Origin of the sequence: Pseudomonas muyukensis, from assembly GCF_019139535.1 — a bacterium.
In the GTDB taxonomy this organism is placed as follows: domain Bacteria; phylum Pseudomonadota; class Gammaproteobacteria; order Pseudomonadales; family Pseudomonadaceae; genus Aquipseudomonas; species Aquipseudomonas muyukensis.
In genome coordinates, this window is sequence record NZ_CP077073.1 from 206,633 (window position 1) to 223,236 (window position 16,604).

The window sequence follows — 16,604 nt, forward strand, 5'->3', positions numbered from 1 at the left end:
TGTGAGCGACGCAACGCCGATGTCCCCTGCCGAGTTCGAGCAGGCCCTGCGCGCCAAGGGCGCCTATTACCACATCCACCACCCGTACCACGTGGCGATGTACCAAGGCCGTGCCACCCGCGAGCAGATCCAGGGCTGGGTGGCCAACCGCTTCTACTACCAGGTCAACATCCCACTCAAGGACGCCGCGATCCTGGCCAACTGCCCGGACCGCGAGGTGCGCCGCGAGTGGATCCAGCGCCTGCTCGACCACGACGGCGCCCCCGGCGAGGACGGCGGTATCGAGGCCTGGCTGCGCCTGGGCCAGGCCGTGGGGCTGGACCCCGACCAGCTGCGCAGCCAGGAGCTGGTACTGCCGGGCGTGCGCTTCGCGGTCGACGCCTACGTCAACTTCGCCCGCCGCGCCAGCTGGCAGGAAGCGGCCAGCAGCTCGCTGACCGAGCTGTTCGCCCCGCAGATCCACCAGTCGCGCCTGGACAGCTGGCCGCAGCACTACCCGTGGATCGACCCGGCCGGCTACCAATACTTCCGCACCCGCCTGGGCCAGGCCCGCCGCGATGTGGAACACGGCCTGGCGATCACCTTGCAGCACTACACCACCCGCGAAGGCCAGCAACGCATGCTGGAGATCCTGCAGTTCAAGCTGGATATCCTGTGGAGCATGCTCGATGCCATGAGCATGGCCTATGAACTGAACCGCCCGCCGTACCACAGCGTTACCACCGAGCGGGCCTGGCACAAGGGGATCGCCCTATGAGTTTCGACCGTCAACAGGTGCCCGCCTGGCGCCCCGGCTACCGCTTCCAGTACGAGCCGGCACAGAAGGGCCATGTGCTGCTGTACCCCGAGGGCATGATCAAGCTCAACGACAGCGCCGGGCTGATCGGCGGCCTGGTCGATGGCCAGCGCTCGGTGGCGGCGATCATCGCCGAGCTGCAACAGCAATTCCCCGGTGTGCCCGAAGTCGCCGACGACATCGAGCAATTCATGGAGGTGGCCCGTGCCGAACACTGGATCACCCTCGCCTGAGGTGCCGGTCGGCCTGCCGCTGTGGCTGCTGGCCGAACTGACCTACCGCTGCCCGCTGCAGTGCCCGTACTGCTCCAACCCGCTGGACTTCGCCGAACAGGGCAAGGAGCTGAGCACCGCGCAGTGGTTCAAGGTCATGGCCCAAGCCCGCGAAATGGGCGCCGCGCAGATCGGCTTTTCCGGCGGCGAGCCGCTGGTGCGCCAGGACCTCGCCGAGCTGATCGGCGAGGCCCGGCGCCTGGGCTACTACACCAACCTGATCACCTCCGGCATCGGCCTGACCGAGCAGAAGATCGCCGCGTTCAAGCAGGCCGGGCTGGACCACATCCAGATCAGTTTCCAGGCCAGCGACGAGCAGGTGAACAACCTCCTGGCCGGCTCGAAGAAGGCCTTCGCGCAGAAGCTGGAGGTGGCCCGGGCAGTGAAGGCCCACGGCTACCCGATGGTGCTCAACTTCGTCACCCACCGGCACAACATCGACAAGATCGACCGCATCATCGAGCTGTGCATTGCCCTGCAAGCCGACTTCGTCGAGCTCGCCACCTGCCAGTTCTATGGCTGGGCACACCTCAATCGCCTGGGCCTGCTGCCGACCCGCACGCAGTTGCAGCGGGCCGAGCGCATTACCAACGAGTACCGGGAAAGACTCAAGGCCGAAGGCAGCCCGTGCAAGCTGATCTTCGTCACCCCGGACTACTACGAGGAGCGCCCCAAGGCCTGCATGAACGGCTGGGGCAGCCTGTTCCTGACCATCACCCCCGACGGCACCGCCCTGCCCTGCCATGGCGCGCGGCAGCTGCCGGTACAGTTCCCCAATGTGCGCGATCACGACCTGCGGCACATCTGGTACGACTCGTTCGGCTTCAACCGCTTCCGTGGCTATGACTGGATGCCCGAACCCTGCCGCTCGTGCGACGAGAAGCAAAAGGACTTCGGCGGCTGCCGTTGCCAGGCCTTCATGCTCACCGGCGATGCCAGCAAGGCCGACCCGGTGTGCGCCAAGTCACCGGACCATGGCATCATCCTCAAGGCCCGCGAGGAGGCCGAACACGCAACGCTGGAGATCGAACAGATGACCTTGCGCAACGCACGCAATTCCCATGTCATCGCCCGTGGCTGAGTTCAGCGCCGCCCAGGCGGTGGCCGCCGGCACCGACTTCGCCGAACTCAAGGTTGGCGCGCAGGGGCTGTTCTGGAACGAGTTCCGCCCCGCCGATGGCGCCTGCCGGCTCTGGCATTGGCGCGACCATCAGGCCCGCTGCCTGACCCCCGATGGCTTCAGTGTGCGCAGCCGGGTCTATGAATATGGCGGCGGCAGCTTCTGCCTGGCCGACCACGGCCTGGTGTTCGTCAACGAGCACGACCAGCAGGTCTACAGCCAGGCACTGGATGGTTCGGCGCCATGTGCCCTCACCGCTAACCCCGCCTGCCGCTATGGCGACGTGCAATGGCACGCCGGGCAGGTGCTGGCGGTGGAGGAAAGCCATGGCGAGCACGTTGTCCATCGGCTGGTCAGCCTGGCCGCGGGCTGCCGTGAAGTCCTCGCTGAGGGCGCCGACTTCTATGCCACGCCGACCCTGAGCGACAACGGCCGGCGCCTGGCCTGGGTCGAATGGGATCGCCCCGCGCAGCCATGGACCCGCACCCGCCTGATGTGTCGCGAGCGGGGCCCATCTGGCGATTGGGGGGCGCCACGCTGCATCGCCGGGCAGGACGAATCGCTGCAGCAACCGCGCTTCGATGCCGCAGGGCACCTGTACTGCCTGTCGGACCGCGACGGTTTCTGGCAGCCCTGGGGTGAGGTCGACGGACGCTGGCAAGCCTTGCCCGCCGCCAATGCCGACCATGCCGCCGCGCCCTGGCAACTGGGCCCGTGCACCTGGCTGGCGCTGGGCCCTGCCAGCTACCTGGCCAGCTGGTTCGAAGAAGGCTTCGGGCAACTGGGGCTGCGCACCGACAGCGGTGAAGTGCAGCGCTACGCCAGCGCCTACAGCCGCTTTCGCAGCCTGGCCCTGGATGCCGACCACCTCTACGCCATCGCCGCCTCGCCCATCAGCCCGCCGGCGGTCATCGCCATCGACCGGCGCAGCCACGAGGTCCGGGTGCTGGCGGGCGGCGCCGAGGTGTTGCCCGCCGAGCACATCAGCCAGCCACGGCCAATTCGCTATGCCAGCGGCGATGGCGTCGCCCACGGTTTCTTCTACCCAGCGATGACCGGCCGCGGCCCCGCGCCGCTGGTGGTGTTCATCCATGGCGGGCCGACCTCGGCCTGCTACCCGGTGCTCGACCCGCGCATCCAGTACTGGGCCCAGCGCGGCTTTGCCGTCGCCGACCTCAACTACCGGGGCAGCAGCGGCTATGGCCGCGCCTATCGCCAGGCCCTGCACCTGCGCTGGGGCGAGAGCGACGTGCAGGATGCCTGCGCGGCGGTGACCTACCTGGCCGAACAGGGGCTGGTCGACCCTCGCCAGGCATTCATTCGCGGTGGCAGCGCGGGCGGCTATACCACCCTCTGTGCGCTGGCCTTGCACAAGGTCTTCCGCGGCGGCGCCAGCCTGTATGGCGTCAGCGACCCGGTGGCCCTGGGGCAGGCGACCCACAAGTTCGAAGGGGATTATCTGGGCTGGCTGATCGGCGACCCGCTGCAGGATGCCGAACGCTACCGCCAGCGTACACCGCTGCTGCATGCCGGGCAGATCGAGGTACCGGTGATTTTCTTCCAGGGTGAACTGGACGCGGTGGTCGTGCCGGCGCAGACCCGCTCGATGCTCGCGGCCTTGCAGGCCAACGGCATTGCCGCCGAGGGGCATTTCTACCCAGGCGAGCGACATGGCTTTCGCCAGGCGGCCAACCTGGCCCATGCGCTCGAGCAGGAATGGAAGTTCTATTGCCGGGTCTTGGCCACAGAGCCTCTGTAGGCGCCACGGTGCATGGCACCGGCTGCGCCGGTGTTCGCCGGCAAGGCTTGCGGTATGCCTCGCCGCTGTGGGTCTTCAGCGCTTGGCGATGATGTACACCGCATGCACGATCCCGGGAATGTACCCCAGCAACGTCAGCAGGATATTCAACCAGAATGCCCCGCCGAACCCCACCTGGAGGAATACGCCCAGCGGCGGCAGGATAATGGCGATGATGATACGAATGAAGTCCATGCGAAACGCTCCATGAGGGTGTTTCAACACAGACTCGCCTCGCTTGGCAGAGGTTCCCCATGCCGCCCTCACCCTGCGCAACAGGCAAAAAAAACGCCCCGAGCCAAATATTTCAGGCCAGGGGCGATGCGCAGGAACGCGAGACGGTTCGTTGAAATTCTGTAGGCCGGTCAGGCCGGCATCTCCCGGCGGCTGTGCTGCTGGGCATGCAGCCGGGCAAAGGCGCGGGCCAGGCGCAGGAGCATCTCGTCGATGTTGCCTTGGCTCACGGTCAGCGCCGGCGAGAAGCGCACCACGTCGGCCTGTGGAGCATTGAGCAGCAGCCCTTCATGCAAGGCGGCCTCGACCAGCTCGGCGGCCATGCCTTCACGCATCTGCAAGGCCCAGAGCAGCCCTTGCCCGCGCACCTCGCCCTGGCCATAGCGCCCCGCCAGGCGGCTCAGGCCGTCACGCAGGTGCCGGCCCCTGTCCAGCACCTGGTCGAAGAAGCCCGGCTCCAACACCGTGTTCAGCACCGCCAGCCCGGCCGCGCTCATCAGCGCATTGCCATGGTGGCTGCCCGCCAGTTCGCCAGGCGCAGCGCAGCAGGCGCTGCCCCGCGCCAGCAGCGCTGCCAGTGGCACGCCGCCGCCCAGGCCCTTGCCCAGGGTGACGATGTCGGCGCGCACCCCGTAGGTCTGCTCGGCCAGCAAGGCGCCGCAACGCCCGATCCCGGTCTGCACCTCGTCGAGAATCAGCAGGATGCCCAGCTCCCGGCACAGCCGCTCGACACCCTTGAGGTAGTCGGCGCTGGCCGGGATCACCCCGGCTTCGCCCTGGATCGGTTCGAGCATGATCGCCACGGTGCGCGAGTCGACCGCGGCATGCAGCGCCGCCAGGTCGTTGAACGGCACCTTGCTGAACCCTGGCAGGCCTGGCTCGCAGCGGTTGCACGGCAGCGGGTCGGAGGCCGACAACGCCCCCAGGCTCCGGCCATGGCAGCCCTGGCTGGCGGTGATGATGTGGTAGGCGCCATTGCGGTGCAGTTGCCCCCATTTGCGCGCCAGCTTGATCGCCCCCTCGCAGGCCTCGGCACCGCTGTTGAGCAGGTAGGCCTGGTCGCTGCCGGTGCTCTGGCACAGTTGCTCGACCAGGCTCAACAGCGCGCGGCTGTGATAACCCGCGCCGGGGTTGATCAACGCCTGGGCCTGGTTGCCCAGTGCCTTGACCAGCACGCTCGGACTGTGGCCCAGGCTGTTGACCGCACAGCCCTGGGTAAAGTCCAGGTAGGCGTGCCCTTCGCTGTCCCACAACCACGAGCCCTGGCCACGCACGAACATCTGCGCCGCGCGCTCGGCGCTGGGCATCAGCCGCTCGCGGCTGGGCTGCGCGGTGGCCGGCGCCAGCGCCGGGGCACGCTTGGGCTCGGCCACGGCAGATGCCGAGCGGCGCAGGTTGAACAGGTTCATCGAGGCTCCAGCCAATCACGGTGTCAGGCGGCCAAGGCCCCGGTCGAACGCCGGAGGGTATATTTTGCCTTGCCTATCAAAAGTGTTTTTCATCCGAGGTAACAATCGCCTGGATAAGCGCTGTAACCCGTTGGAATACGGCGATAGACTAGGCCCCAAGCCGATCTGCGGCCATTTCGTTTTTCCAGCTTTTTCGATAAGTAATAGTTATGGATTTTCGCCAACTGCGTTACTTCGTCGCGGTCTACGAGGAAGGCCATGTCGGCCGCGCCGCCGAGCGCCTGTCGCTGTCCCAGCCGGCCCTGTCGCAACAGATCCGCCAGCTGGAGCACAGCCTCGACCTGAACCTGTTCGAGCGCAGCAACAAGCGCCTGCTGCCGACCCTTGCCGCCCACACCCTGTACAACCATGCCGGCCCCCTGCTCGAAGGTTTGCAGCGGGCCCACGAGGCCATGCGCAACTTCAAGGGGCAGTCGCTGCGCACCCTGGCCATCGGCGTGCTGCAAACCGTCCGGCCCAGCCTGGTGCCGCAGCTGCTGGAGCGGGTGCGCAAGGCCCAGCCGCACCTTGTGGTGCAGATCTACGAGCTGTCAGGTTCAGAGATCGAGCGGCGCCTGCTCAACGGCAGCCTGGACATCGGCATCAGCTACCTGCCACCGCGTCAACCTGGGCTGCACGGCCTGCTGCTGTACGAAGACGAACTGCAATTGGTGATCCCCAAGACCCATCCGCTGAAGGACTTCAAGAAAGTCTCGATCCGCCAGGCGGCGGAGCTGCCGCTGCTGATGCTCGGCGAGGAGTTCCAGATCCGCCAGATCTGGAAGGCGCAACTGGCCAACCAAGGCCGCCGGCCGCAGGTGCAGGCCGAGATGAACAACATGGCGGGGATCCTCGACAGCCTGGCGCATACCGCACTGGCCACCATCCTGCCGGGCCGCGCCAAGGATGCCGCCCAGGATGACCAGGAGCTGCTGTGGAAGCCATTGAGCGAACCGCGGGTGCCCTTGAAGGTTGGCCTGGTGTTCCGCGACGCCCAGCGCCAGCAGGCCTCGGTGGAGCTGTTGCGCACGCTGCTCGAGGAAGAGACCGAGACCCGGCCCCTGGGTGTCTCGCCGCTGGATGTGCTCGGCTGACAAATCACGCGCACAAAGAAAACCCCGCCGAAGCGGGGTTTCCCAGACTGTTTCCCTTTGACATCCCTATCGCCCCGCCTCCCTGGCAGGAAATCCTTGCGTGTCCCTGTTCTGTCCATTGCGCGTCCTGCGCTACGTCCATGTGACAAAGAGTAACCGTGGATCCAATCTTAGGAAAGAGGCGAAAAGTCACCACGTCATGTAAGACAAAGCTTACAAAAGAGGGGTATTCACAAACAGGCTTGCCCTGACGAAAAAGACCGCTCCCGCCGACGGATCGCAATCCTCGGCAAGAGCGGCCTGGGCCGAACCGGGCTGTCAGCCAGCCCGCAGAGGGCTTAGAACTGCGCGGCGTCCAGCAGGTAGAGCGACTCGCTGCCAGCCTTTACCGACGCGACCAGCGAATGCACCCGCGGCAACAGGCGGGCGAAGTAGAAGCGCGCCGTGCCCAGCTTGGCGCCGTAGAACTCGGTATCACCCTCGCCGGCCTTGGCCGTGCGGGCCATCAGTGCCCACATGTAGCCGTAGGCGACATAGCCGAACGCCTGCAGGTACTCGACCGACGCCGCGCCAATCTCGTTAGGGTTGCCCTTGGCCTGGTCCAGCAGCCAGGCGGTCAGCTCGTCGAGCTGGTCGAGGGAGGCCGCCAGCGGTTTGCTGAACTCACCCAGCTCGCCGCCTGCGCTGGCGATGAACTGGCGGATCTCGTCGGCGAACAGCTTGTAGTAGGCGCCACCGCTGGCCACCACCTTGCGCCCGACCAGGTCCAGGGCCTGGATGCCATTGGTGCCTTCGTAGATCTGGGTGATGCGCACATCACGCACCAGTTGCTCCTGGCCCCACTCGCGGATATAGCCATGGCCACCGAACACCTGCTGGCCGTGCACGGTGCACTCCAGGCCCAGGTCGGTGAGGAAGGCCTTGGCCACCGGGGTCAGCAGCGCCACCAGTTCTTCGCTGCGCTTGCGGGTGGCGGCATCCTCGCTGTACTTGGCACTGTCGAGCTGCATCGCCACGTAGGTGGAGAAGGCCCGGCCGCCCTCGATCAGCGCCTTCATGGTCAGCAGCATGCGGCGCACGTCCGGGTGGACGATGATCGGGTCGGCCACCTTGTCCTTGGCTTGCGGGCCGGTCGGGGCTCGGCTCTGCAGGCGGTCACGGGCGTACTCCACGGCGTTCTGGTAGGAACGCTCGGCCGAGGCCAGGCCCTGGATACCAACGCCCAGGCGCTCGTAGTTCATCATGGTGAACATCGCCGCCAGGCCTTTGTTCGGCTCGCCGACCAGGTAACCGACCGCTTCGTCGAAGTTCATCACGCAGGTGGCCGAGGCCTGGATGCCCATCTTGTGCTCGATCGAGCCGCAGGTGGCGGTGTTGCGCGCGCCCAGGCTACCGTCCTGGTTGACCAGCACCTTGGGCACCAGGAACAGCGAGATACCCTTCGGACCTGCCGGGGCATCCGGCAGCTTGGCCAGTACCAGGTGGATGATGTTCTCGGTGAGGTCGTGCTCGCCGCCGGTGATGAAGATCTTGGTGCCGCTGACCTTGTAGCTGCCATCGGCCTGGGGCTCGGCCTTGGTGCGGATGATGCCCAGGTCGGTGCCGGCGTGCGGCTCGGTCAGGCACATGGAACCGGCCCAGACGCCGGCGTACATGTTCGGCAGGTACTGCGCCTTCAGCGCCTCGCTGGCGTGGGCGTTGATCGACAGGCAAGCGCCGGCGGTGAGCATCGGGTACAGGCCGAACGACAGGCTCGAGGCGTTGACCATTTCCTCGACCTGGGCCGAGATCACCTTGGGCATGCCCATGCCGCCGAACTGCGGGTCGCCACCCACGCCGACCCAGCCGCCCTCGGCGTAGGTACGGTAGGCCTCGATGAAGCCGGCCGGGGTGCGCACCGCGCCATTGTCCCAGTGGCAGCCTTCTTCGTCGGCGGCGCGGCTCAGCGGGGCAATGGACTTGCCGGTGACCTTGCCGGCCTCTTCCAGTACCGCCATGGCCGTCTCGGCATCGACCACCTCGGCCAACCCCGGCAGTTGCGACCAGCGTGTGGCCACGTCGAAGACTTCATTGAGGACGAAGCGCATATCGCGCAGGGGCGCTTTATATTCAGCCATGACAACCTCTCGCTATCGGGGTCGGGGCGGCCCGTCGAGGGCCGCGGCACTGGGATGACCCGCAGTGTAACCGAACAACTTTTACGAGACATAGGGTCATCATGCGACTGAATAGTCAGGCATGGTCACACCCCAGTTCACGCCATGCGCACGGCCCCACGCCGCGATTGCTGGCCGAAGGTCATCACGCAGTTACGCCCGGCGCCCTTGGCGCTGTACAGGGCCTGGTCGGCGGACTTGAGCACTTCGTCGGGGTTGCGGTGCTCGACCTGGCGCTCGGCGACGCCAATGCTGATGGTCACCGACACCGTGGTATTGGCGCCGCCCCCGCGGCGCTGCCGGCCGGTGGAGTCGTCCTGGGGCCGGCTGTTCTGGTCGCGCAGCTGGATCGCGTAGTTGGCGATCATCTCCCGTATCGACTCCAGGTGCGGCAGGCATTCCTCGGCGGTCTTGCCGGCGAACACCAGGGCGAATTCCTCGCCGCCGTAACGGTAGGCGCGCCCCCCACCGGTGACCTTGGACAGGCGGCTGGCGACCAGGCGCAGCACCTGGTCGCCGACATCGTGACCATGGGTGTCGTTGAATTTCTTGAAATGGTCGACGTCGGTCATGGCGATCACGTAGTTGCGCCCCAGGCGCTGCATGCGCTCGTTCAGTGCCCGGCGCCCCGGCAACCCGGTCAGTTCGTCGCGGAACGCCATCTGGTAGGCCTCGTGGGACACCGCCGCGGCGATCATCAGCATCACCTGGCTGCACATGATGTTCAGGGTGAACGGCAGGATGAAGGTCTTGGGCAGCATCCAGAAGATGCCGACCAAACCGATGATCTGCGCCGCGTGCAGGGGCCGCGGCTCACGCAGGTATTGCACCACCAGCAGGACGAACACCGCCAGGAACAGCGGGTAGGCCAACTGGATCAGGCTCATCCACTGGCCATGCAGCGCCGGCCAGCGGATCTCGGCCAGCCAGGTCAGCAGCGCCTCGGGAAAACTCTGCTCCAGCGCCACCGCGACACTGCCCACGGCGAACAGCACGGCAAAGCGCGCCAGCAGGTCCTGGGCCAGGTGGGTGCGCTCCTGCCAGGCGCCATACAGCCCGAACAGGGCCGGCAGCAGCAGGCAGACCAGGTGAAAGATCACCGCGGCATCCTCGCGGACCCGGCCATTGTCACGGTAGAAGTCGGTCTGGGTGTCGAGCAGGAAATAGGCGATATACACCGCGACCATCAGGAACAGTTCGCGCTGGCGGCGGTATACGGCGCAGTAGGCGCCCCCGAGCAACAGCACCAAGGTGGGCAGAACGTTGAACAGCGATGTGAAGAAGACGCTGAGGTCCCTCACATAGGCTGCCGCAAGCCCTGCCAGCAACAGAATCAGCGAAGGCAGGAAGTGGCTTGCGCGTACAGCGGATAAACGAAACAAGGGTAATCTCCGACCCGGCAGATCAATAATGGCATTGTGCCCCTACTTCATCGGCAGTGCACATGAATAGATGAATACAGATGCCCGTTTTAACGGCAGATCAGGGGTGAAGCTTGAGACTTTCTCGTTACTGGATGCGACACCCAGTAGGAATCTTCCTGTTTACGCAATTCCTGTAGGAGCGGCCTCGTGTCGCGAACGGGCTGCAAAGCAGCCCCGGCGATCGTTGCAGCAACGCTGAAATCCTGGGCTGCTGCGCGGCCCTTTCGCGACGCAAGGCCGCGCCTACAGGGGTACGCGTGAAAGTGCGGGCAAAAAAAAACCGCCTGCCGGTGAGGGCAGGCGGTTTTTTGTACAACCGCTAAGGCTTAGCAGGACAGACCGAAGTCTTCTTCCTTCATCGCCATCAGGTTGTTGGCGCCCGACAGGATCGCCGCCACATGGCTGCGGGTGCGCGGCAGGATGCGCTGGAAGTAGAAGCGCGCGGTCTGCAGCTTGGCGGTGTAGAAGGCCTCTTCGCTGGTGCCGGCAGCCAGTTTCTCGGCGGCCAGGCGGGCGATGTCGGCCCAGAAGTAGGCCAGGCAGGCGTAGCCGGAGTACATCAGGTAGTCCACCGAGGCGGCACCGACTTCCTCGCGATCCTTCATCGCCGCCATGCCGATCTTCATGGTCAGCTCGCCCCACTCCTTGTTGATCGCGGCCAGCGGCTCGACGAACTCCTTGGTGGCCTCGTTGCCTTCCTGCCCCTGGCAGAACTTGTGGACGATCTTGGTGAAGCCCTTGAGCGCCTCGCCCTGGGTCATCAGCACCTTGCGCCCGAGCAGGTCGAGGGCCTGGATGCCGGTGGTGCCTTCGTACAGCATGGAGATACGGCTGTCGCGCACGTTCTGCTCCATGCCCCATTCGGCGATGAAGCCGTGGCCGCCGTAGATCTGCACGCCGTGGTTGGCAGACTCGAAACCGACTTCGGTCATGAACGCCTTGGCGATCGGGGTGAGGAAGGCCAGCAGGGCATCGGCCTTCTTGCGCTCTTCTTCATCCTGGCTGTACTTGACGATGTCCACCTGCTTGGCGGTGAAGTACACCATCGCGCGGTTGCCTTCGGCGAAGGCCTTCATGGTCAGCAGCATGCGCCGCACGTCCGGGTGGACGATGATCGGGTCGGCTGCCTTGTCCGGTGCTTTCGGGCCGGTCAGCGAACGCATCTGCAGGCGGTCGCGGGCGTACTTCAGGCCGCCCTGGAACGCCACTTCGGCGTGGGCCAGGCCTTGCAGCGCAGTACCCAGGCGAGCGGTGTTCATGAAGGTGAACATGCAGTTCAGGCCCTTGTTGGCTGGGCCGATCAGGTAGCCGGTGGCACTGTCGAAGTTCATCACGCAGGTGGCGTTGCCGTGGATGCCCATCTTGTGCTCGAGCGAACCGCAGCTCACGCCGTTGCGCTCACCCACGCCGCCCTCGGCGTTTGGCAGGAACTTGGGCACGATGAACAGCGAAATGCCTTTGGTGCCGGCCGGAGCATCGGGCAGGCGGGCCAGGACGATATGGACGATGTTATCGGCCATGTCGTGCTCACCGGCCGAGATGAAGATCTTGGTGCCGGACACTTTGTAGCTGCCGTCGGCCTGGGGTTCGGCCTTGGTCCGCAGCATGCCTAAGTCGGTGCCGCAGTGCGGCTCGGTCAGGCACATGGTGCCGGTCCATTCGCCGGACACCAGCTTGGTCAGGTAGGTCTCCTGCTGCTCGGGGGTGCCGTGCTCGGAGATGGTGTTCATCGCGCCATGGGACAGGCCTGGGTACATGCCCCACGACCAGTTCGACTCGCCAACCATTTCGCTCAGGGCCAGGCCCAGCGACTCCGGCAGGCCCTGGCCACCATGCTCGACGTCATGGGCCAGGCTCGGCCAGCCGCCTTCGACGAACTGCTCGTAAGCTTCCTTGAAGCCGGTCGGGGTCTTCACCCCCGACTCGCTCCAGGTGCAGCCTTCGAGGTCGCCGACGCGGTTCAGCGGGGCCAGCACCTGCTCACAGAACTTCGCGCCTTCTTCCAGGATCGCGTCGACCATGTCCGGCGTGGCGTCCTGGCAGCCCGGCAGGCTCTGATAGTGCGCCTCATAGCCGAGCAGCTCGTCGCGGACGAAGCGGATATCACGCAAGGGGGCTTTGTAATCAGGCATTGCGATGAACCTCTGTGATGAGTTCGGTGGGGAGACCGCGGATACCGACCAGCTCTTGGCGGCTTTCGGTCAAACAGTTGTTTGAAACTTACGTTTAGGTGGCCTCGCTGTCAAGGAGGGCTAGCGGTGGCATTTATGCCGCCGAACATGACATTTACGCCAAGCACCCGCAAACGCATCGCGGGGCAGGCCCGCTCCCACGAATGGAAGCGGGCTTGCCCCGCGATGTGTACCGTAAAGGTCGGTGGATCAGGCGTAGGTATCGATGAAACGACCGAGCATTTCGTCCGAGGCCTTGGCGACTTTGGCGCCCAGTTCGACTTCGTGCTTGCCCAGGGCCAGTTGCACGGTACTGGTGGCCAGGTCCATCTGCTGGCTGCGGACGACGCCACGCAGGCGTTCGGCCTGGAACTCGGTGGATTGCCCGCTGGTGCCACGCTCGACGGCGTTGCTGGCGATCTGCTGGGCCGCCTGGTCGACGCGGTTCTGGCCGTTCTGGATGGCGCCAAGGCCCGCGTAGAAGGCGGAGCCTGCATTGATTTCCATGTCGTTACTCCGTGACGCTGGAGGGTGAACAGGGCTTATTAAAGCAGTAGATCGGCAAAAAGGCCCGTTTAAATCGCTAATAGCCTAGTGCCAGCCAATAGACGGCGCCGATTTGCCCCACGCCATCCACCGCGGCGCCTGGTTCGCCAGCAAGGCTGGCGCCTACGGGAAGTAGCAGGCAACCGCGTCAATCCAGCAGGTCCAGTTGCAGGTGCTCGGCCACCGCATCGGCGCTCGCCTTATTCAGCCAGGGCACCCGCCCCAGGCACGGCGCCGGCAGACGCTCGGCCAGGCTGGACAGGTTCTCCTCCAGGCGCGCTGTCCGTGGGTCGACGATGTTCGCCACCCAGCCCGCCAGCTGCAGGCCGTCGCGGGCGATGGCCTCGGCACTGAGCAAGGCATGGTTGATACACCCCAGGCGTACCCCAACCACCAGGATTACCGGCAGTTTCAGGGCAATCGCCAGGTCCGACAGGTTGGCATGGGCCGAAAGCGGCACGCGCCAGCCGCCCGCGCCTTCCACCAGGGTGAAATCGGCCTGCTGGTCGAGCACATGACGCATGGCCTTGAGCAACACCGGGACCTCCAGCACCACCCCCGCCTCGCGGGCAGCCACATGTGGCGCGATCGCCGGCTCGAAGGCAAACGGGTTGACCTCTTCATAGGGCAGCTTGAGCGAACTCGCGTCGATCAGCGCCAGGGCATCGCTGTTGCGCAGCCCTTTAGGCGTCACCGCGCAGCCGGACGCCACCGGCTTGGCCGCCAGGGTGCTCAGGTTCTGCAGGCGCGCCGCATGCAGCAGGCCGGCGGCAATGGTGGTCTTGCCAACGTCGGTGTCGGTACCGGCGATGAAATACGCCTGGCTCATCTCACAGCCCCTGTGCCATGGGTTTGCGCAACACACCATAGACCACCTGGTAGGTGGCCGGCAGCCCCTGGGGTTGGCGGAACTGTTCATAGGCCTGCAGCAGCCCGTGCATGCGCGCGCGCCCGGTCAGCCCCGTCGGACGCCCGGGGTTGAGGTTGTGCGCGCCGAGCGCTTTGAGCTCGTGGGTCAGGCTGCGCACGTCCGGGTAGTGCAGCACATGGGCGCGACGCTCCAGCTCGAGCAACGCCAGGCCGCTGTCGCCGCACAGGCGCTGGTAATCCTCGAAACGGCGGAAGCGGTTGACGTGGACCCGGCCATCGACCGCCTGCCAGCTGGCCCGCAATTCGTCGAGGGTGCCCACGCACAGGCTGCTGAAGGCCAACACGCCACCCGGGCGCAGCACCCGCCGCGCCTCGCCCAGCACGCTGGCGAACTGGTCGCACCACTGCACCGCCAGGCTGCTGAACAGCAAGTCGACACTGCCATCGCGCAGCGGCAGGCGCTCGGCGTCGCCAGCCAGGTGATGCTGCGCGCCACCCTGTTCACGGGCATGGCGCAACATGCCCTCGGCGATGTCCACCGCCACCCCGTGCGCGCCGGCGAAACGCTCGGCCAACACCCGGCTGAAATGGCCGGTGCCGCTACCCAGGTCGAGCCAGCGCGTCGGCGCCAACTGGGCGGGCAGTTTTTCCAGCAGTGCCACGCCCACCGCGCGCTGCAACGCCGCGACACTGTCGTAGCTGGCCGCCGCGCGGGAAAAGGAAGCCGCCACCTGGCGCTTGTCCGGCAGGGCGCCGGGCAGGGTTGGCTGGGAAAGGTCAGTCATCGCCACTCTCATGCAGGAAACTCTTGATGCCCGCCGCCAGTTCCTGGGGATATTCCAGCAGGAAGGCGTGGGAACTGTCTTCGACCAGGCCGACTTCCACGTCGGGCAACAGGTCGCTGAGGGCCTTGGCCGCTTCCACCGGCACCAGCGCGTCACTGCCGGCGAACAGGTGCAGCTGCGGGCCGCCGTATTGCTCCAGGGCGGTACGGGTGTCCAGCTTGGCCAGCACTTCAAGCCCGCTGGCCAGGTACAACGGATCGGTGTCCGGCACGCCGACGCCGAGTTGGCGCAGCAAGGTGCGCGGCTGCAACGCACCGTCGCTGCACAGAGTACGGAAGCGCTTGAGGGTCACCTGGGGATGGCTGCGACAGCCGTCGAGGAAGGTGCCGAAGGTGTCCGGCGCCATGCCGTGCGGCCAATCTGGCCGTGCGACAAAACAGGGGTTGCTCGCCAGCGTGAGCAAGCCGCAGCAATGATCGCCGCGCTTGTGCGCCAGGGCGCTGGCGAGCATGCCGCCCAGTGACCAGCCACCCAGCCAGACATCGTTGGGCAGTTTGCGGTCGAGGTGCTCGACCCAGGCCTGCGGCTCACGGTCGGCCAGCTCCGGTAGCGGCATCAGCTCGACCTGCAGGCGTGGGTCCTGGGCCCGCAGGCTGGCGGCCAACGGTTCGAGGGAGGCGCAGCCCAGCCCCCAGCCGGGCAAGAGGATCAGTCGGTTACGCATCGGCGGACTCCAGCTGTGGATAACACTCGGCCAATGCATTCAACAATAGCTGGACCTGAGCCTCGCTGTGGGCCGCGCTCAGGGTTACCCGCAGCCGCGCGCTGCCAGCGGGCACGGTCGGCGGGCGGATCGCGGTGACCAGCAACCCGCGCTCGCGCAACATGCGCGACAACGCCATGGCCCGGCCGGCATCGCCGACCAGGATCGGCTGGATTGCCGTGTGGCTGTCCATCAGGGTCAGGCCGATCTGCTCGGCGCCCTCGCGGAACTGGCCAATCAACGCAGCCAGGTGCTCACGCCGCCAGCTTTCGCGGCGCAGCAAGGCCAGGGCCTTGAGCGTGGCACAGGCCAGGGCCGGGGGTTGGCTGGTGGTGTAGATGTAAGGCCGGGCAAACTGCACCAGCGCCTCGATCAGCGCTTCGCTACCGGCGACGAAGGCGCCTGAAGTGCCACAGGCCTTGCCGAGCGTGCCGATCAGCACCGGCACATCCTCAAGGCCCAGGCCGTGGTGCTCGACCAGGCCACCGCCGTTGGCGCCAAGCGTGCCCAGGCCGTGGGCGTCGTCGACCATCAGCCAGGCGCCGCGCGCGCGCGCCACCTTGGCCAGGGCCGGCAGGTCGGCGCAATCGCCATCCATGCTGAACACGCCATCGGTGACGACCAGGGTATTGCCGCTGGCCTTGTCCAGGCGGCTGGCCAGGCTGGCCGGGTCGTTGTGCAGGTAGCGGCTGAAACGCGCGCCGCTGAGCAGCCCGCCATCGAGCAAGGAGGCATGGTTGAGGCGGTCTTGCAGCACCGTGTCGCCCTGCCCGACCAGCGCGGTGATGGCGCCGAGGTTGGCCATGTAGCCGGTGGAGAACAATAGCGCCCGCGGCCGCCCGGTCAGTTCGGCCAGCGCCTCTTCCACCTGGTGGTGCGGCGTGCTGTGGCCGATCACCAGGTGCGAGGCGCCACCGCCGACACCCCAGCGCTCGGCACCGTCGCGCCAGGCCTTGATCACCTCGGGGTGATTGGCCAGGCCCAGGTAGTCGTTGCTGCAGAAGGCCAGCAGCGGCTGGCCGTCGACCACCACCTCGGGCCCCTGCGGGGTTTCCAGCAGCGGTCGCTGGCGATACAGGTCGGCGGCGCGCCGTTCGGCCAGCCGCGCGGCGAGGTCGAAGGCCATG

At 66.3% G+C, this 16,604-nt stretch carries 15 protein-coding genes; 5 read left to right on the top strand and 10 right to left on the bottom strand.

What is annotated here, in order from left to right; translation table 11 throughout:
• Positions 1 to 19: 19 nt before the first annotated feature.
• The 4 genes from pqqC to KSS95_RS01075 are packed head-to-tail and all read left to right on the top strand — an operon-like array spanning position 20 to position 3,947.
• On the top strand, positions 20 to 757 hold the full coding sequence (gene pqqC, locus KSS95_RS01060; RefSeq protein WP_217853912.1) for a pyrroloquinoline-quinone synthase PqqC: 738 nt from the start codon (positions 20 to 22) through the stop codon (positions 755 to 757).
• Positions 754 to 1,029 carry a pyrroloquinoline quinone biosynthesis peptide chaperone PqqD gene (pqqD, locus tag KSS95_RS01065; RefSeq protein WP_217850818.1) on the top strand — a complete coding sequence of 92 codons (276 nt, stop codon included), beginning with the start codon at positions 754 to 756 and terminating at the stop codon, positions 1,027 to 1,029. The genes pqqC and pqqD overlap by 4 nt, the downstream gene beginning before the upstream one ends.
• Positions 1,001 to 2,149, top strand: a complete 1,149-nt coding sequence (pqqE, locus tag KSS95_RS01070; protein WP_217850820.1) for a pyrroloquinoline quinone biosynthesis protein PqqE — start codon at positions 1,001 to 1,003, stop codon at positions 2,147 to 2,149. The genes pqqD and pqqE overlap by 29 nt, the downstream gene beginning before the upstream one ends.
• Positions 2,130 to 3,947: an alpha/beta hydrolase family protein gene (locus tag KSS95_RS01075; protein ID WP_217850822.1), complete on the top strand. Its 1,818-nt coding sequence runs from the start codon at positions 2,130 to 2,132 to the stop codon at positions 3,945 to 3,947. Before pqqE ends, KSS95_RS01075 begins: the two co-directional genes overlap by 20 nt.
• A 75-nt stretch (positions 3,948 to 4,022) precedes the next feature.
• On the opposite strand, the gene KSS95_RS01080 is transcribed toward KSS95_RS01075, so the two are convergent.
• Together KSS95_RS01080 and KSS95_RS01085 are read right to left on the bottom strand one after the other, a co-directional pair.
• Positions 4,023 to 4,181 (bottom strand): YqaE/Pmp3 family membrane protein, encoded by a 159-nt coding sequence (locus KSS95_RS01080; RefSeq protein WP_009681539.1) that lies wholly within the window; start codon positions 4,179 to 4,181, stop codon positions 4,023 to 4,025.
• Positions 4,182 to 4,351: 170 nt separating this feature from the next.
• Positions 4,352 to 5,629: an aspartate aminotransferase family protein gene (locus tag KSS95_RS01085; RefSeq protein ID WP_217850824.1), complete on the bottom strand. Its 1,278-nt coding sequence runs from the start codon at positions 5,627 to 5,629 to the stop codon at positions 4,352 to 4,354.
• A 209-nt stretch (positions 5,630 to 5,838) separates the two neighbouring features.
• On the opposite strand from KSS95_RS01085, the gene KSS95_RS01090 reads away from it, so the two are divergent.
• Positions 5,839 to 6,762, top strand: a complete 924-nt coding sequence (locus KSS95_RS01090) for a LysR family transcriptional regulator (RefSeq protein WP_217850826.1) — start codon at positions 5,839 to 5,841, stop codon at positions 6,760 to 6,762.
• Positions 6,763 to 7,100: 338 nt separating this feature from the next.
• Here KSS95_RS01090 and KSS95_RS01095 read toward each other — a convergent pair whose 3' ends face one another.
• The 8 genes from KSS95_RS01095 to bioF all read right to left on the bottom strand — a co-directional run bounded on the left by KSS95_RS01095 (position 7,101) and on the right by bioF (position 16,603).
• The gene (locus tag KSS95_RS01095; protein WP_217850828.1) at positions 7,101 to 8,879 is read right to left on the bottom strand and encodes an acyl-CoA dehydrogenase C-terminal domain-containing protein; all 1,779 of its coding nucleotides are present in this window, start codon (positions 8,877 to 8,879) and stop codon (positions 7,101 to 7,103) included.
• 137 nt (positions 8,880 to 9,016) lie between these two features.
• The gene (locus KSS95_RS01100) at positions 9,017 to 10,300 is read right to left on the bottom strand and encodes a GGDEF domain-containing protein (protein ID WP_217850830.1); all 1,284 of its coding nucleotides are present in this window, start codon (positions 10,298 to 10,300) and stop codon (positions 9,017 to 9,019) included.
• A gap of 368 nt (positions 10,301 to 10,668) precedes the next feature.
• The gene (locus KSS95_RS01105) at positions 10,669 to 12,474 is read right to left on the bottom strand and encodes a phenylacyl-CoA dehydrogenase (RefSeq protein WP_217850832.1); all 1,806 of its coding nucleotides are present in this window, start codon (positions 12,472 to 12,474) and stop codon (positions 10,669 to 10,671) included.
• A 249-nt stretch (positions 12,475 to 12,723) separates the two neighbouring features.
• On the bottom strand, positions 12,724 to 13,020 hold the full coding sequence (locus tag KSS95_RS01110) for a pyrroloquinoline quinone biosynthesis protein PqqE (protein WP_217850833.1): 297 nt from the start codon (positions 13,018 to 13,020) through the stop codon (positions 12,724 to 12,726).
• Positions 13,021 to 13,207: 187 nt separating this feature from the next.
• On the bottom strand, positions 13,208 to 13,888 hold the full coding sequence (bioD, locus tag KSS95_RS01115) for a dethiobiotin synthase (protein ID WP_217850835.1): 681 nt from the start codon (positions 13,886 to 13,888) through the stop codon (positions 13,208 to 13,210).
• Position 13,889: 1 nt separating this feature from the next.
• Positions 13,890 to 14,714 carry a malonyl-ACP O-methyltransferase BioC gene (gene bioC, locus KSS95_RS01120; protein ID WP_217850837.1) on the bottom strand — a complete coding sequence of 275 codons (825 nt, stop codon included), beginning with the start codon at positions 14,712 to 14,714 and terminating at the stop codon, positions 13,890 to 13,892.
• Entirely contained in the window at positions 14,707 to 15,438 is a 732-nt protein-coding gene (locus KSS95_RS01125) for an alpha/beta fold hydrolase (RefSeq protein ID WP_217850839.1), read from the bottom strand. The genes bioC and KSS95_RS01125 overlap by 8 nt, the downstream gene beginning before the upstream one ends.
• Positions 15,431 to 16,603, bottom strand: coding sequence for an 8-amino-7-oxononanoate synthase (bioF, locus tag KSS95_RS01130; protein ID WP_217850841.1), 1,173 nt, complete (start codon positions 16,601 to 16,603; stop codon positions 15,431 to 15,433). Before bioF ends, KSS95_RS01125 begins: the two co-directional genes overlap by 8 nt.
• Position 16,604 lies beyond the last annotated feature (1 nt).

What these genes read in the sequence shown, in the direction of transcription:
- pqqC (WP_217853912.1), top strand. Translation starts at nt 20, where the DNA reads ATGTCCCCTGCCGAGTTCGAGCAGGCCCTGCGCGCCAAGGGCGCCTAT.
- pqqD (WP_217850818.1), top strand. Translation starts at nt 754, where the DNA reads ATGAGTTTCGACCGTCAACAGGTGCCCGCCTGGCGCCCCGGCTACCGC.
- KSS95_RS01075 (WP_217850822.1), top strand. Translation starts at nt 2,130, where the DNA reads ATGTCATCGCCCGTGGCTGAGTTCAGCGCCGCCCAGGCGGTGGCCGCC.
- KSS95_RS01080 (WP_009681539.1), bottom strand. Translation starts at nt 4,181, where the DNA reads ATGGACTTCATTCGTATCATCATCGCCATTATCCTGCCGCCGCTGGGC.
- KSS95_RS01085 (WP_217850824.1), bottom strand. Translation starts at nt 5,629, where the DNA reads ATGAACCTGTTCAACCTGCGCCGCTCGGCATCTGCCGTGGCCGAGCCC.
- KSS95_RS01090 (WP_217850826.1), top strand. Translation starts at nt 5,839, where the DNA reads ATGGATTTTCGCCAACTGCGTTACTTCGTCGCGGTCTACGAGGAAGGC.
- KSS95_RS01095 (WP_217850828.1), bottom strand. Translation starts at nt 8,879, where the DNA reads ATGGCTGAATATAAAGCGCCCCTGCGCGATATGCGCTTCGTCCTCAAT.
- KSS95_RS01105 (WP_217850832.1), bottom strand. Translation starts at nt 12,474, where the DNA reads ATGCCTGATTACAAAGCCCCCTTGCGTGATATCCGCTTCGTCCGCGAC.
- KSS95_RS01110 (WP_217850833.1), bottom strand. Translation starts at nt 13,020, where the DNA reads ATGGAAATCAATGCAGGCTCCGCCTTCTACGCGGGCCTTGGCGCCATC.
- bioD (WP_217850835.1), bottom strand. Translation starts at nt 13,888, where the DNA reads ATGAGCCAGGCGTATTTCATCGCCGGTACCGACACCGACGTTGGCAAG.
- bioC (WP_217850837.1), bottom strand. Translation starts at nt 14,714, where the DNA reads ATGACTGACCTTTCCCAGCCAACCCTGCCCGGCGCCCTGCCGGACAAG.
- KSS95_RS01125 (WP_217850839.1), bottom strand. Translation starts at nt 15,438, where the DNA reads ATGCGTAACCGACTGATCCTCTTGCCCGGCTGGGGGCTGGGCTGCGCC.
- bioF (WP_217850841.1), bottom strand. Translation starts at nt 16,603, where the DNA reads ATGGCCTTCGACCTCGCCGCGCGGCTGGCCGAACGGCGCGCCGCCGAC.